Source organism: Pasteurella sp. WM03 (genome assembly GCF_004570945.1).
In the GTDB taxonomy this organism is placed as follows: domain Bacteria; phylum Pseudomonadota; class Gammaproteobacteria; order Enterobacterales; family Pasteurellaceae; genus Rodentibacter.
In genome coordinates this window covers 137,830-154,220 of record NZ_SPPO01000002.1, presented here as the reverse complement: position 1 = coordinate 154,220, position 16,391 = coordinate 137,830, and the positions used below count along the sequence as shown (strand labels likewise).

The 16,391-nt window shown below is 39.5% G+C and carries 11 protein-coding genes; 4 read left to right on the top strand and 7 right to left on the bottom strand.

The window, feature by feature from the left end:
- Nucleotides 1-27: 27 nt before the first annotated feature.
- From ureC to purE, 7 genes are all read right to left on the bottom strand, one after another.
- Nucleotides 28-1,746 (bottom strand): urease subunit alpha, encoded by a 1,719-nt coding sequence (gene ureC, locus E4T92_RS02865; protein ID WP_135093361.1) that lies wholly within the window; start codon nt 1,744-1,746, stop codon nt 28-30.
- A 9-nt stretch (nt 1,747-1,755) separates the two neighbouring features.
- On the bottom strand, nt 1,756-2,061 hold the full coding sequence (gene ureB, locus E4T92_RS02860) for an urease subunit beta (RefSeq protein WP_077540810.1): 306 nt from the start codon (nt 2,059-2,061) through the stop codon (nt 1,756-1,758).
- A gap of 34 nt (nt 2,062-2,095) precedes the next feature.
- A complete protein-coding gene (ureA, locus tag E4T92_RS02855; RefSeq protein ID WP_077540809.1) occupies nt 2,096-2,398 on the bottom strand; it encodes an urease subunit gamma in 303 nt (100 codons plus the stop codon).
- A 25-nt stretch (nt 2,399-2,423) separates the two neighbouring features.
- A complete protein-coding gene (locus E4T92_RS02850) occupies nt 2,424-3,326 on the bottom strand; it encodes an urea transporter (RefSeq protein WP_135093360.1) in 903 nt (300 codons plus the stop codon).
- Nucleotides 3,327-3,538: 212 nt separating this feature from the next.
- Nucleotides 3,539-4,729: an amino acid aminotransferase gene (locus tag E4T92_RS02845; protein ID WP_077540805.1), complete on the bottom strand. Its 1,191-nt coding sequence runs from the start codon at nt 4,727-4,729 to the stop codon at nt 3,539-3,541.
- 139 nt (nt 4,730-4,868) lie between these two features.
- On the bottom strand, nt 4,869-5,957 hold the full coding sequence (gene purK / locus E4T92_RS02840) for a 5-(carboxyamino)imidazole ribonucleotide synthase (protein ID WP_135093359.1): 1,089 nt from the start codon (nt 5,955-5,957) through the stop codon (nt 4,869-4,871).
- Between the two features lie 243 nt (nt 5,958-6,200).
- A complete protein-coding gene (gene purE, locus E4T92_RS02835) occupies nt 6,201-6,698 on the bottom strand; it encodes a 5-(carboxyamino)imidazole ribonucleotide mutase (protein ID WP_135093358.1) in 498 nt (165 codons plus the stop codon).
- Nucleotides 6,699-7,122: 424 nt separating this feature from the next.
- Between purE and pepN the strand changes: the two genes are divergently transcribed.
- From pepN to cytX, 4 genes are all read left to right on the top strand, one after another.
- Nucleotides 7,123-9,732: an aminopeptidase N gene (pepN, locus tag E4T92_RS02830; RefSeq protein ID WP_135093357.1), complete on the top strand. Its 2,610-nt coding sequence runs from the start codon at nt 7,123-7,125 to the stop codon at nt 9,730-9,732.
- Between the two features lie 214 nt (nt 9,733-9,946).
- Nucleotides 9,947-11,941 (top strand): site-specific DNA-methyltransferase, encoded by a 1,995-nt coding sequence (locus E4T92_RS02825; RefSeq protein ID WP_135093356.1) that lies wholly within the window; start codon nt 9,947-9,949, stop codon nt 11,939-11,941.
- Between the two features lie 10 nt (nt 11,942-11,951).
- Nucleotides 11,952-14,849 carry a type III restriction-modification system endonuclease gene (locus tag E4T92_RS02820; protein WP_135093355.1) on the top strand — a complete coding sequence of 966 codons (2,898 nt, stop codon included), beginning with the start codon at nt 11,952-11,954 and terminating at the stop codon, nt 14,847-14,849.
- A 273-nt stretch (nt 14,850-15,122) separates the two neighbouring features.
- Complete coding sequence (gene cytX, locus E4T92_RS02815; protein ID WP_135093354.1) at nt 15,123-16,307, top strand: putative hydroxymethylpyrimidine transporter CytX; 1,185 nt, start codon at nt 15,123-15,125, stop codon at nt 16,305-16,307.
- The last annotated feature ends 84 nt before the right edge of the window (nt 16,308-16,391 follow it).

Sequence of the window (16,391 nt, the reverse complement as noted above, 5' to 3'; positions counted from 1 at the left end):
TCTTTTAAATAATGAGGGGAAATATACCTAGAACATAAAATACCGTTGTGCCAATGACACTTTCTCTGCAGGTTCGCAGGTGATTAATTCTCCATCAACCCGAACTTCATAGCGTTCCGGATCTACGGTAATTTCAGGTGTGGCATCATTGTGAACTAAATCTTTTTTACCAATATGACGGCAGCCTTTTACAGCAATAAGCTCTTTTTGTATCCCGTATTGGGTTTGAATATCCGCTTGTTTGCTCGCTTCAGATACAAACACTACCGCAGTTTCCGTTGTGGCTTTGCCTTGGTTACCAAACATTGGACGATAGAATACCGGTTGTGGTGTTGGAATAGAGGCATTTGGATCACCCATTTTAGCATAGCTGATAAGCCCTTTTTTGATGACGGTTTCAGGTTTTACACCAAAAAACATCGGTTTCCATAAGACGATATCGGCAATTTTACCGACTTCTAATGAGCCGACATGATCAGCGATACCGTGAGCAATAGCAGGGTTGATGGTGTATTTGGCAATATAGCGTTTAATGCGGAAATTATCGTTTCCCTCACTGCCGAGTTCGCCACGTTGTGCTTTCATTTTGTCCGCTGTCTGCCAAGTACGGGTGACGACCTCACCGATACGCCCCATTGCTTGTGAGTCTGAACTCATGATGGAGAATACGCCGATATCGTGCAAAATATCTTCTGCTGCAATGGTTTCTGGTCGGATACGGCTGTCTGCAAAGGCGACATCTTCAGGTACACGCTTATCTAAATGATGGCAAACCATCAACATATCCAAATGCTCGTCAATAGTGTTGACGGTGAACGGACGAGTTGGGTTAGTGGAGGCCGGGAGGACATTTGAATACATTGCCGCTTTGATAATATCGGGAGCATGCCCGCCGCCCGCACCTTCAGTATGGAAAGTATGGATAACACGTCCGTCAATGGCTTTCATCGTATCTTCTAAGAAACCACTTTCATTGAGCGTATCTGTATGGATTGCGACTTGTACATCCATTTCGTCTGCCACTTTTAATGCCGCATCAATCACAGCGGGAGTGGCTCCCCAGTCTTCATGAATTTTTAACCCTAATGCGCCGGCACGGATTTGTTCTCTTAATGGCTCAAGTGTAGAGCAGTTGCCTTTTCCGAAAAAGCCAACATTAACAGGTAAGGCTTCAGCCGCTTGGAACATGCGTTGTAGATTCCATGCGCCGGGCGTGCAGGTGGTAGCGTGTGTGCCGTCAGCCGGTCCTGTACCGCCACCAATCAAGGTTGTTGTACCGTTTTCTATGGCGTGTTGTGCTTGTTGTGGGCAGATAAAGTGAATATGGGTATCAATTCCCCCAGCGGTCGCAATCAAATTAGCACCATTATGCACTTCTGTACTGACCCCGATAATCATATTTGGGGTAACACCGTCCATGGTATCCGGATTGCCCGCTTGACCAATACCGACAATACGTCCATCACGAATACCAATGTCTGCTTTAATGATGCCAAGTTTCGCATCAATAATGATCACATTGGTGATAACAAGATCCAGAACATTGGGATTATCACGTGTTGCCGTACCGGATTGTGCCATACCATCACGGACACTTTTTCCTCCGCCAAACTTACATTCATCCCCTTTAGTGAGTAAATCTTGCTCAATGGTTGCCCATAAATCTGTATCGCCTAAACGCACGCTATCGCCCACAGTTGGACCATAAGTTGCCACATATTGGGCTCTTGGAATTGTTAATGCCATCATTTCCCCCTACAATTTGCCGTCAATTTTGTTATGGAAACCGTAAATCACTTTGTTTCCGCCAAATGCTACGAGCTCTACTGTTTTAGCCTCACCCGGTTCAAAGCGTATAGCGTTGCCTGAAGGAACATTTAAACGCATGCCACGTGCTAAAGTGCGGTCAAATTCAAGGGCATTATTGGTTTCAAAGAAGTGATAGTGGGAACCCACTTGGATTGGGCGATCGCCTTTGTTCACCACGTCTATTTTCACGGTTTTTCGCCCGACATTGGCGTGAATATCACCGTTTGCTAATTTGTATTCGCCTGGGATCATTGTTTTTCCTTTTTTTCAATCTTCACGGTTTAGATTATCTAATCGGATTATGTACCGTAACTAACTTAGTGCCATCAGGGAAAGTGGCTTCAATTTGCACTTCATGCACCATTTCGTGGATACCTTCCATGACATCATCAATAGTTAAAAGCGTTGCGCCATATTCCATTACTTCTGCGACAGTCATACCATCACGGGCCGCTTCTTGCAAATGGCTGGCAATGTAGGCAATGGCTTCCGGATAATTTAATTTTACCCCACGGGCTTTTCTTTTCGCTGCTAATTCACCGGCGAGAAAAAGCATCAGCTTTTCTTGTTCTCTTGATGTTAAATGCATATTTACCTTCTTTTATTTCATCAGATTATTTGGGATTAAATAAGTTAGTGAATTTTTTAGAATTTAGTTTTTCATGGTTGAGATTATTTTTAAACCATAAAATCAACCAAGCAGAAACAATAAAGCCGATAGTATAAGGCGGTAAACCCGTTTTCGCTATATTAAATTGAATTAAAATTGCAAGGATAATACCACTGATTACGTATATAAAATCACTTAATTTTTTACCGGCAAAGGCACAAGCCACTAAAATAGCGGAAAAGCTATAAATCCCGTTTGCAAGTTGATTAGGTTCGATATTAAATAAACAATCTGCAATGAAAGGACTAAGGACAGTAGCCGTCATTCCCCAGATTGCGGCAATAGGTGAACTAATCGCAATGGCAATAAACAATAGTAAACCTGTTGTTAAATTTGCACCAAAATTGACTTCTGCCCAAGCATAAAATGGTTGTTTAATTGAATCTAATGTGGCGGTGTGATCAACAAGGTTTGGGGTGGTTTGCGATAATCCGAATAAACCGATTTGTGCTATACCCCAGCAAAAAATCCAACAAGTCAGCACAAAAGGAAAAGTGTAAGCCACCCGATTTCTTTTGGTAAATTCACGCATAATGAGTGTTGCAATGATCGCATTTATCATACCTAAGGAAAAAATAAGAGGAGAAACGCCTTTTAATCCAAAGGTAAACATTGTACACATAAAAGCAAGGCTGGCATTGAAGCCATATAGCCCCTGTTTGATTTCATTTTTGGGATACTTGAGTAAGATGGCTGTTATTGTGCCAATGATTGCCCCAAGTAAGCAACCCATACCTAATGCCCAGTGGCTGAAAAACATTGCGATACAGATAATTAGCCCCGATAGACCGTTCTCTTGTAAAAAGATTTGCCCGATTCCGACAAGGACAATTTTTATAAATTGCATAAAAAATCTCCCTCATAAAAGATGCCTTTATAGTCTAAGTCGTGTTAAGCATAATGCCAACTATAAATAGTTAAATTCTAAAATTTTAACGTTTATAGTTAAATAAATTTTAAATATTTAATTTTTTATTAGATGATTTTTAATATTTTACTTATTTTATCGAAAATAAAAAAAGCGCATATTGGAATGCGCTTTTGAGTAAAGAGAGGGGATTAAAGAACTTTAACAATGCTTTCACATAAATAACGAATGTTATCTTCTGTAATACCGGCCACGTTAATGCGGCCTGAACGCACTGCATAAATAGCAAATTCGTCTTTTAAACGATCCACTTGCTCGGCGGTTAATCCGCTAAAGGAGAACATACCGTTTTGTTCAATGATAAAACTAAAATCTTGTTGGGCTCCAAATTCTTTTAATAATTGCACGAATAAATGGCGCATTTTTTTGATTCGTTCACGCATTTCGGTGAGTTCATCATCCCAAGATTGGCGAAGTTGAGGCTCACTTAACACTTGAACAACGGTTGCTGCTCCATGTGAAGCCGGGTTAGAGTAGAGCGTACGGATAATAGATTTCACTTGAGTCAATGCCGTTGAAGCGATCTCTGAATTTTCAGCCACTAAGGTAAATGCTCCGACACGTTCATTATATAGCCCGAAGTTTTTTGAGAAAGAGCTGGCAACGAGCAATTCTTTGTGATTTGCGGCAAAGGTGCGTAAACCAAGGGCATCTTCATCTAAGCCGTTTGCTAAGCCTTGGTAAGCAAAATCGAATAATGGTAACCAACCGTTTTTTGCAGAAAGATCAGCGAGTTGTTTCCATTGTTCCGGAGTTGGATCGATACCGGTCGGGTTATGGCAGCAACCGTGTAGAAGCACCACATCGCCTTCATTTGCATTACTTAAATCGGCGATTAAATTATCCCAATCTAACGTTTTGTTTTCCGCATCATAATAGCGATATTCACGAATCGTCATTCCGACTGCATTGAAAATCGCATTGTGGTTCGGCCAAGTCGGTGTACTGATCCACACATTTTGCGCTTTGGTTTGGCGTTTAATAAATTCCGCTGCAATACGTAACGCCCCGGTTCCGCCAAGGCTTTGAACAGTTCTGGCACGTTGTTGTTTAATAATGTTGCTATCTACGCCAAAGAGTAGTTCTTGAGTTAAACGGTTGTATTCTGCGATACCATCAATGGTAAGATAATTTTTGGTATTTTCTTTGTCGAGCAAGCGTTTTTCGGCTTCTTTTACCGCTCGCATGATAGGGGTTGCGCCTTGTGCGTCTTTATAAACTCCAATACCAAGATTGATTTTATTGGCTCGGGTTTCGGATTTGAATGCTTCACCTAAGCCAAGGATTGGATCAGCAGGGGCGGCTTTGATATTTTCAAACATAGCGTTTTCCTTTTTTAATGGATTTAGGTCTGTTGTTTTATACTGCAAGCTTTTATGTTTAGCAAGTAAAAACACGATAAAAATTAACCGCACTTTTGTGTTTTGTTAATTACATCAAAAAGTGCGGTTAAAAATGAATTTATTTTAATTGTGCGACTGTCCAGTCCAAACCGGATTGGTAATCTTCCGGTAAAGTATGTCGAAGTTTTTCCAGTTGTTGAATAATAACGGATTTATTCGGGTGAGAAAGGTTAATATGGCCGACTTTCCGCCCCGCACGTACTTCTTTGCCATACCAGTGGAGTTGGGCAAACTCTGTCTCTAGCCATTGCGGGTTATGATCTGTGCCAATTAAATTCACCATGACACTTGGAGCAAAGGTTTTCAAGTTTGGTGTCGGCAAATCCAGTAAAGCACGCAAATGCAATTCAAACTGGCTAATGGTGCAGCCAAGCTGTGTCCAATGGCCGCTATTGTGTACACGTGGGGCAAGCTCATTAATCAGAAGTTTATCGCCAACCACAAAACATTCCATCGCCATGACGCCCACATAATTGAGCTTGTCCATAATTTTACCAAGCATTTCTTCCGCTTGTTTTTGTTGGCTTGATTGTTGTGGGAAAGTGGTATCCATCACACTATAACGTAAAATTCCATTTTGTTGAAGATTGTGTGTCACAGGATAAAAGCGTTTTTCGCCATTCTTGAAACGTGCACCAACAAGTGATACTTCATCATCAAAAGGAATAAATTGCTCTGCAATCACTTCACCGAATAAATCATCGGTAATTTCAGTGTTGTTTTCATTGGTGATAATCCATTGTCCGCGACCGTCATAACCACCGGTACGGCGTTTCACCACAACTTTTTCACCTATGTTTTGGAACACCTCTTGCCATTGATCTTTATTTTCTAATAAGCACCAAGGCGAGGTAGAGAGCCCAAGTTCATCCAAGAGTGATTTTTGCGTTAAACGATCTGCCAACAAGCCAAAGATGGATTGATTAACAAAATGAGGATGGTTGGCGAGTAATTCGGTGAGAGGTGTTTTTTCCCAACGTTCGATTTCAGCTGTAATAATCGCAGTTTTCGGTAAGTCAAAAATAGGGGCATTGAAGGCTAAAGGTTTGACTTGAATATCTAAAGGTGCGCCGGCATAACGAAGCATTCTGCCCAATTGACCGTTACCAAGCACATAAACCACGGGGTAGAGTGAAGACTGTTGCATTTTATTTCTCGTTAAAAATAATCGAAAAAACAACCGCACTTTATTGGCATTATGTAGAAAATGCACAAAAACAGGCGTTTCAGCAAATGTAGGGACACACTGAGTGTGCCCGTTATGAAATCAAATGTATTTCAATATAGCGGACACACTCAGTGTGTCCCTACGAGAAAGTCCAAAATCAGGTTTGTAAAACCGCTACATAATGCTGAACTTTATTAAAAGTACGGTCAAATTTTTAGGTTTTTATAGGCGTGGGTCGGGGTTATCCAATACTGCCTTCGTTTGTTTTTCACGGAAAGCGTGTAAACGTGAGAGCAAATCCTGATCCCACGCCGCCAAAATTTGTGCAGCAAGTAATGCTGCATTGGCTGCACCGGCAGGGCCGATGGCAAGTGTTCCCACGGGAATACCTTTCGGCATTTGCACGATAGAATGAAGGCTATCCACACCACTTAACATGGAACTTTTCACCGGTACGCCAAGTACGGGAACCAAGGTTTTCGCCGCAATCATACCGGGTAAATGTGCGGCTCCACCTGCACCGGCAATAATCACTTTATAGCCGTTTCGCTGTGCATTTTCGGCAAAACTAAAAAGTTTATCAGGGGTACGGTGGGCTGAAACGATTTCAACGTGGTAAGGTACATTGAGTTCATCTAGAATTTGCGTGCTTTCTTGCATGGTCGTCCAATCGCTTTTGGAACCCATCACAATCGCAATTTGTGCTTGTGTTGCGGACATTTTTCGATCTCAAATAAAGGGGTCTGTGGACGTTTTGTTTTTTTACCTGCGTTGTAGTAAAAATTGCCACAGACAAGGAAGAAAACATGGTGAATAGTGGGCTATTTACAAGTTTTCTGATTAGTAGGTGGCAATTTTTGCCACAACCCAAAGGGACGGGACTATTTTTCGCTAATTCTACATTGAAAGTCGTTCGTTTAGAATGGCTAAACTTCACAACTTTCGCCTTGGCTTGACGAAGAATCGCCACCGTCGCAAGCAAAAAACAAAACGTCCACAGACCCTAAAAAACGGTGCGTAGAATAGCATAATTTAACAAGGCTAAGCAAACGTTTGCTCGGTTGTAGTGAGAGAAAATTACATTGCAACTTTTGCCGTAAAATCATATCCTAGTGGGCGATTTTTTCTTAAAAAAGAGCGGATTATGTTAGCCAAAGCAAAATATCGAAAAGATTATAAAAAACCGGATTTTACGGTTACAGACATTTATCTGGATTTTCAATTAGATCCGAATCACACTGTGGTTACCACAACTACAAAGTTCCAACGATTAAACGATGACGCAACAAGTTTGCGTTTAGACGGTCATAGTTTCCAATTTTCCTCCATTAAATTTAACGGTAAGCCTTTTACTGCGTATCAACAAGACGGCGAAAGTTTAACGTTAGATCTCAGCGATCAAAGTGCGGTCGAATTTGAGCTAGAAATTGTCACCATTCTTGTGCCGGCAGAAAATACCTCGCTACAAGGTTTGTATCAATCGGGCGAGGGGATTTGCACACAATGTGAAGCGGAAGGTTTCCGCCAAATTACTTATATGTTGGATCGTCCTGATGTGTTATCGCGTTACACCACAAAAATCACCGCAGATAAAACCAAATATCCTTACTTACTTTCCAATGGAAATCGTATTGCTGAAGGCGAGTTAGATAATGGTTGTCACTGGGTTGAATGGCGTGATCCTTTTCCGAAACCAAGCTATTTATTTGCCTTAGTGGCGGGTGATTTTGATCTTTTGGAAGATAAATTTACCACAAAAAGCGGGCGGGAAGTGGCATTAGAACTTTATGTAGATCGTGGGAATCTTGATCGTGCCGGTTGGGCAATGGAAAGTCTGAAAAAATCCATGAAATGGGATGAAGATCGCTTTAATCTGGAATACGATTTGGATATTTATATGATCGTTGCAGTGGATTTCTTCAATATGGGGGCGATGGAAAACAAAGGATTGAATATTTTCAATTCTAAATTTGTATTAGCGAATCCACAAACGGCAACGGATGAAGATTATCTAGCTATTGAAAGTGTAATCGCACACGAGTATTTCCATAACTGGACGGGGAATCGAGTGACCTGTCGTGATTGGTTCCAATTAAGTTTAAAAGAAGGCTTGACGGTATTCCGTGATCAAGAATTTTCTTCTGATACCGGATCCCGTGCGGTAAACCGTATCAATAATGTAAAATTTTTACGCACTACACAATTCGCTGAAGATGCCGGCCCGATGGCGCATCCGATCCGTCCGGAAAAAGTCATTGAAATGAATAACTTTTATACGGTTACCGTGTATGAAAAAGGCGCAGAAGTGATCCGTATGTTGCATATTTTATTGGGCGAGGAAGGGTTCCAAAAAGGGATGGCGTTATATATTGCGGAAAATGATGGCAAAGCCGCTACCTGTGAAGATTTTGTCTCTGCTATGGAACGTGCAAATGCGCTTGATTTAACCCAATTCCGCCGTTGGTATAGTCAGTCGGGTACGCCGGAATTATTGATTAGCGATGCTTATGACGAACAAAGCCATACTTATCGTTTAACCGTCTCTCAATCTACCCCGCCGACAGCCGATCAAATGGAAAAAGTCAATCTCCATATTCCACTAAAAATGGCGTTGTATGCTCAAGACGGTACGAAACAAATGCTGCAGTACAACGGTACACCATTAAGCGGGGTATTAAATATTACGGAAAAAGATCAAGTGTTTGAATTTCACGGCATTTATGGTCGCCCTGTTCCGGCATTGCTGGAAGATTTTTCCGCACCGGTGAAGTTAGATTACGATTACACCACGGAACAACTTCTTACTTTATTAAAATTTTCTGAAAATGCTTTTGTGCGTTGGGATGCGGCACAAATGTTATTGACGAACGAGTTACGACGTAACGTGACTCACTTCCAACAAGGAGAAGATTTCGAAATTTCACCTCAAATTTTGACCGCACTTTTATCAGTGTTGGAAAATTATGAAGACGATATTGAATTGGCAACCTTAATCCTTACCTTACCACGGGATATTGAATTTGCCGAAAGTTTTAAAACCATTGATCCTGATGGTATTGTAGCTGCACGCTCGTTTATATTGAAAACCATTGCCGAATATCTGAAAGAGCCACTGCTTAAAGCTTACAACCATATTCGTTTGGATGAATATCGTATCACTCAACAGGATATTGCTCTACGTGCAATGCGAAACCTTTGCCTAAATTATTTGGCTTATACCCCCCTTGGCAATAATCTCGTTCATAAGCATTACAATGCGGCGAATAATATGACGGATACACTCGCGGCACTGACAGCGGCAACCAAAGCCTCCCTTGCGTGCCGTGATACCTTACTCGCTGACTTTGAGCAAAAATGGCAACACGATGGCTTGGTGATGGATAAATGGTTTGCTTTGCAAGCCACCCGACCGGATGAAAATGTGTTAGACATTGTGAATCATCTAATGGATCACCCAAGTTTTAATTTCAACAATCCAAACCGTCTTCGTGCTTTAGTGGGGAGTTTTACTAATCAAAACCTTAAAGCTTTCCATGAAATCAGTGGTTCAGGTTATCGTTTCTTAACGGATGTGTTAATTAAACTCAATGATAGCAATCCACAAGTGGCAGCTCGACTAATCGAACCGTTGATTCGTTTTGCCCGTTATGATACTCAGCGTCAAATGTTAATGAAACGTGCGTTGGAACGCTTAAGCACGGTCGAAAATCTCTCCAAAGATTTATTTGAGAAGATTGAGAAAGCGTTACGCTAGATTTTTAAAATGTAGGGACACACTGCGTGTGTCCGATTGTAATATATTGAAACAATTGTAATTTATAACGGACACACGCAGTGTGTCCCTACAAATATCACTTGACATTCTTAAATAGGAGCAAAAAATATGCTTGCCTTGCCTTGCCTAAACTAAACGATAATTGCAAGCGAAATTTATCATTTTTCTTCAATAATATTAATTCGGAGGTCAAATGATCTCTGAAATTCTTTTTTCTAAAGCGGGCGTTTCCGTCAATTCTAAACAACTTGCCCAACTTCAAGCCCTTTTTCCAAATTGTTTTGATAAAAACGGAAAATTTTTACTGGAAAAATTCCAAACGGAGATTGCGGAGCAAACCGACATTAGCCGTGAATTTTACGAGATGAATTGGCTGGGAAAATCCTATGCCAAATTGCTGCGTAATCTTCCGCCCAAAACCTTACTTTGTGAAGACAAAGCACACAATACCAAGCCTGAAAATGCTAACAGCCAAAATTTACTGATCCAAGGCGATAATTTAGAGGTGTTAAAACATCTGAAAAATGCTTACAAAGGCAGGGTGAAGATGATTTATATCGACCCTCCCTATAATACGGGATCGGATGGTTTTGTGTATAAAGATGATCGTAAATTTACGCCCGAACAGTTAAGCGAACTCGCCCATATCAACCTTGATGAAGCGGAACGTATTTTAAAATTCACCGCTAAGGGGGCCAATTCTCATAGCGCTTGGCTCACTTTTATGTATCCGCGCCTTTATATTGCCCGTGATTTACTCAAGGAAGACGGCGTGATCTTTATTTCCATTGATGATAACGAAGTGGCACAGTTGAAATTATTGTGTGATGAGGTGTTTGGGGAAGGGAATTTTGTTGCTGAAATAATCGTTGATGGCACACCTAAAAATGATCCTTATATTGTATCGACATCTCACGAGTATATTCTTGTGTATACAAAGGATAAAGATAAAGCCGAACAGGCTGATTTTGGCTTTTCCAATCCTATTTATTCTGAAATTATGGATATTTTTGATAAAAATGGTAAAGATTATAAGAAAACGGAAGACGATCTCAAAAAGTTTTATAAGGTAAATAAATTATCTCAAGATAATCTTGCAAACTATAAATTTGTTGATGAATTTGGCGTTTATAGAACGAGTCCGTTAGATGATCCGCAAAATAGCGGAATGAAAGATCTTAGAGTAAATCCTAGAACGGGAAACTACTGTAAAGTGCCTAGTCGAGGTTGGAGCTGCACGCTTGAAACTTGGAATGAATGGGTCTCACATAATCTAATCGAATTTCCCGATAATGATGATCTATTACCAAATAAAAAAACATATATTACAAGAGATCGTAAGGATATATTACGTTCCTATATAAAAATGCAAACCCGTAAGGCTACAAATGATTTAAAAACATTATTCGGTACATCGATCACTCCTTTTGCCAATCCTAAACCTGTTGCCTTATTAAAGGATTTAATCCTGAATGCTAACGCTAAAAATGAGCTGTATTTAGATTTTTTTGCAGGATCAGGTTCGTTTGCTGAAGCCATTTTTGAGGCCAATATCACGGATAATGGAAATAGAAAATTTATTTTAATTCAACTAAATGAAAAAATAGAAATTAAGGGAACAGGTAAAGCTAAAAAAATTGCAAAAGCTGCGTATGATTTTATTAATCATCACTTAAAAGAAAATAACCCAACGATTTTTCATTTAACAAAAGAAAGGATCATTAGAAATAGGGTACAGATTGTTTTAAATTATCCTGATCTTGATTTGGGCTTTAAAGTCTACCAAACCACCGATAATTTCAGACATCATAGTGATGATGAATTTTCCCTAGAACAGGCAACGTTGCCTTTTGTAGAAAACTTGACCGAAGCCCAATATCACTCCTTGCTCACCACTTGGGCATTGAATGATGGGGCGTTACTGACAGACCCGATTTCGGAAGTTAAACTTGGCGACTATACCGCCCATTTATGCGATAAACGTTTATATTTATTAGAAACCAGCTTTACTTCTGCAGATTTGCTTGCATTTATTGAAAAGTTGGATAGTGACAAGGATTTCAATCCGAACCGCGTGATTGTATTCGGTGAAAATATGTCAAGTGCGATGCAGCAAGAATTGAACCAAGCGATTGAAACTTATAGCAATAAGAAAAATATCGTATTGAGTTTGATTATTCGTAATTAGGTGGTTAAAAATGAGTGGCTTTAACTACGAAAAAAATCTCTCTCATCAAGAACAAGGCATTCAAGCTGTGCTTGCCGTGTTTGATGGCGTAACCCCAGAACAACATTTTGCTGATGAAAATCCCGAATTGATTTTCGCTAATGGGCAATATGTGAAAAATTTGCGATCGGTTCAAAATTCCAATCAAATTGACCGCACTTTTGATGGTTCAAACGTGTTGGATATTTCCATGGAAACCGGTACGGGCAAAACTTACACTTATACCAAAACAATGTACGATTTACACCGTATGCTTGGCGTGTTTAAATTTATTGTGGTTGTTCCAACGCTTTCTATCAAAGCCGGCACAAAATATTTTTTGCAAAGCCAATCTCTTGCAGAGCATTTCCGCCAAGATTTTGGTAATGATTATGACAAGGTGAATCTTAAAACCTATGTGGTGGAAAGCCAAAAAACATCAAAGGGCAAAAAATCCTATATTTCTGCGGCAATCGATCAATTTGTGAAAGCGGAAAATAAAAACGAAATTCATGTTTTACTGATTAATGCGGGAATGATTAATTCCCCCTCAATGACAGAAAGTAGTGATCGTGCTTTAAAAGATCTCTTTGATCAACCGCAAGCTGCTCTTGCTGCGGTTCGTCCGATAGTGATTATTGACGAACCGCATAAATTCCCAACGGCTAAGAAAACTTGGGAAAATATCAAGCGATTAGACCCACAATATATTTTGCGATATGGCGCAACATTCAATGAACAATATCACAACCTGATTTACCGCTTGACAGCGGTGGATGCGTTTAACCAAGATTTAGTGAAAGGTGTTCGTGTATTTTGTGAAGAACAAGAGGGCGGTTTAAAAGCACAAGTAAAACTGACCGCACTTTCAGGTACTCAAGCGACTTTTGACCTCGCTGAAAACGGCAAGAATAAAACCTTCCATTTAAGCAAAGGCGACAATTTAGCTAAAATTCATCCTGCTATTTTTGAGCTAAAAATTGAGGCGATGAATAAAAGCAATCTAGCATTAAGCAATGGTTTAGAGTTAAAAATAGGTGCGTTACTTAATCCCTATTCTTACTCGGAAACCGTGCAAGATAGCATGATGAAAAAAGCGATTGTTGAGCATTTCAAATTGGAACGAGAGTTGCTTACACAAACGTCACCGAAAATCAAACCGCTTACTTTGTTTTTTATTGATGATATTGCAGGCTATCGCAGTGGTAACGAGATTGCGGGCAGCTTAAAAGAAAAATTTGAAAGTTGGGTTTTGGCAGAAGCAAAAGAAAGATTGAAGATAGAAAAAGATCCGTTTTATCGAGATTATTTGGTTAAAACTATCGCTGATGTATCGCTTACTCACGGCGGTTATTTTTCCAAAGATAATAGCGAAAGTGACGACAAAATCGAACAAGAAGTAAATGAAATTCTGCATGATAAAGAAACGTTACTTTCTTTAGAAAATCCACGCCGTTTTATTTTTTCCAAATGGACGTTACGCGAAGGCTGGGATAACCCGAATGTATTTCAGATTTGCAAATTGCGCTCCAGTGGCAGCAAAACCTCTAAGCTCCAAGAAGTGGGGCGTGGCTTGCGTTTACCGGTGAATGAGTTGATGGAACGGGTGCGTTCGCCACAATATCAGCTCAATTATTTTGTGGATAATAGTGAAAAAGATTTCGTAGAGGAATTGGTTGGGGAAGTGAATAAAGTGTCTGAAATAGAGCAAATTCCGACCGCACTTTCGTCCGAATTATTAGAAAAAATCAAACGCGCTTATCCGCAAGAAAGTAACCGCAGTATCACTCATAAATTGGCAGATAATAAACTGATTGACGATAATGACAATTTTGTGAGCAGTGCCGCTTATCAGCAGGTGAAACAGCTTTTCCCTAATGCATTTAACTCGGGATTGTACAAAGGAAAAATCACCGAGGCAAAAGAGAAAGGTAATTTTATCCCTATGCGTGAGGGGAAATATGAAGAGCTAAAAACATTGTGGGAGCTGATTCATCATAAAGCAATTTTGCAATATAAAATTGATTCGGAAGCTGATTTTTTAGCGTTATTGATTTCTTATTTAAAAGAAAATGGCGACAAATTTAAACAAGCTGGCATTCGCACCAAAGTTTCCGAAACCTATATCAAAAATGGTGTGATGATTGCTCGAAACAAAGATGATTTAGATAGTACATTCATTCGTTTTAATACTATGAGTTATCGTGAATTTTTGGAAACTTTATCTGCGACAGCAAAAATCAAAATGACAACTTTACATCAAGCTTTTCATCAAGTGCGGTCGGAATTGGATATTTCCCAATTTTTGAATATGCAGACTATTGCTCAAATTCGTAGCGGTTTTAATCAGTTCTTATTGCATCATTCTTTTAGTAAGTTTGAATTGGGCTATCAGATGGTGAATAATTCGGTTCATCCAACACAATTTACTGATAAAAACGGACAACCTAAAGCAGTTCGAGTTACGGATTTAGGCAGAATGACCGATGAGGTGCGTGAACCTGCCTCAAGCTATTTGTTCAGCGAGATTTTTTACGATTCTGAAATTGAGCATCAAAATATCACTCATGGAGAAATTGAAGGCGTGACGGTATTTACTAAGATCCCAAAAAACTCCATCAAAATTCCTGTGGCGGGTGGTGGGACTTATTCCCCTGATTTTGCTTATATTATAAAAACTAAAAATAATGAGATTTTAAATTTTGTTATTGAAGCTAAAGGAGTAAAAGATTCAGAATTTCTAAGGCAGCAAGAAAAAAGTAAAATCAAACATGCTGAACGTCTGTTTTCTCATATTTCTACTCAAACTGAGGTGGTGTTTAAAACACAGTTTGAAGGGGAGCAGGTGATAACTTTGATTAGAAGGCATTTACAAAAAGAGAGGGATTAAATTTGGGTAGGGCGTTAATCGTCCTATTTTTTATTTTATCAATCTCCAATTTTTAGCTAATTGTTTTTATAACTAAGGTATGGATATTAAAAATTTGTTTATATTGAATATCTTATTTATCAACGGGTAATCATCTTTTTTGTCGGTATTCTGCTATGCAATAACTGAATTACGCTAAAAGAAGTATTGTTTAATAAACATGGTTTTCAAACCTCTTGAATTTTCTATATTATAAATTTTCATTAACAATACTTAACCTAAAGGAAGAAAAAAATGCAACACAAACATTCAAATCTTACTGCAAGTCTTGTGTGGTTTACTGCGGCTATTTCTATGGCTGAAATTTTAACCGGAACTTGGTTTGCGCCCCTTGGCTGGAAACAAGGGATTCTTGCTATTTTACTCGGGCATATTATTGGCGGCGCAATGTTCTTTTGTGCCGGCTTAATCGGTGCTAAAACACAAAAAAGTGCAATGCAAACCGTGCAGATTTCTTTTGGTCAAAAAGGCTCGATACTTTTCTCCGTGCTCAATGCAATGCAGCTTATCGGTTGGACTGCTGTGATGATTTATATGGGGGCGGAGGTGATCTCTATTTTGAATCAACAGGATGCACAAAATGCACTTTTCCCCTTATTTGCCGTTGGATTAGGTGTACTCATCATAGTCTGGTTATTAATGGGATTTACCAATCTTGGCGTGATAAAAAGTCTTTCTTTGGTGACGATGTTTTTATTAATGCTTTGGTTAACATTGCAAATCATTAGCCGTGATTTTATCCCGCTGTTGGAAGAGCAACATCATATTAAGTTTGGTACTGCGGTAGAGATTGCCGCGATTATGCCGTTATCTTGGATTCCGGTTGTTTCCGATCATACGAAACACACAAAAACACCATTAAAAACAACCGCGCTTTCTACTCTCGCTTATACAGTCACAAGCTGTTGGATGTATTCCATTGGATTAGGGGCTGCGCTTGTAAGTGGAAAATCAGAAATCGCTCAAATTTTGGCATTATCCGGTGTTAGTATCGTTGGTGTGCTGATTGTTGTCACATCAACCATGATTAATACAGCACTACCGGCACATTCCACGGGAATGAGCTTGAATAATATTTACGCTAAATTGAGTGTGAAGTGGGTTTCAATTCTCACAGTGGTTATCGGTATTATTCTTGCAACAATGTTGCCGGTTACACAATATGAACATTTTCTCTTTTTTATCGGCTCGGTGTTCGCTCCTATGATAGGGGTATTGATTGCTGATTTCTTTGTATTTAAACAACGCGAACCTCAGAAAAATATTGATGTTATAGGCTTAGCTATTTGGTTTATTGGCTTTGTTATTTATCGTGTTTTAATGTGGCAAGAATGGGAAACCGAATTAGGAGTAACTTTTCCTGTTATTGCTTTCACCTTTGGCTTAACCGTTTTGGTACGTAAATTGACAAAAAAATAGAAAAGATAAGGGGGAAATAATGAATTTTCCCCTATTTTTCAAAATTATCCGTTCCTCTCTTACTATTCATTACATAATAGTGAT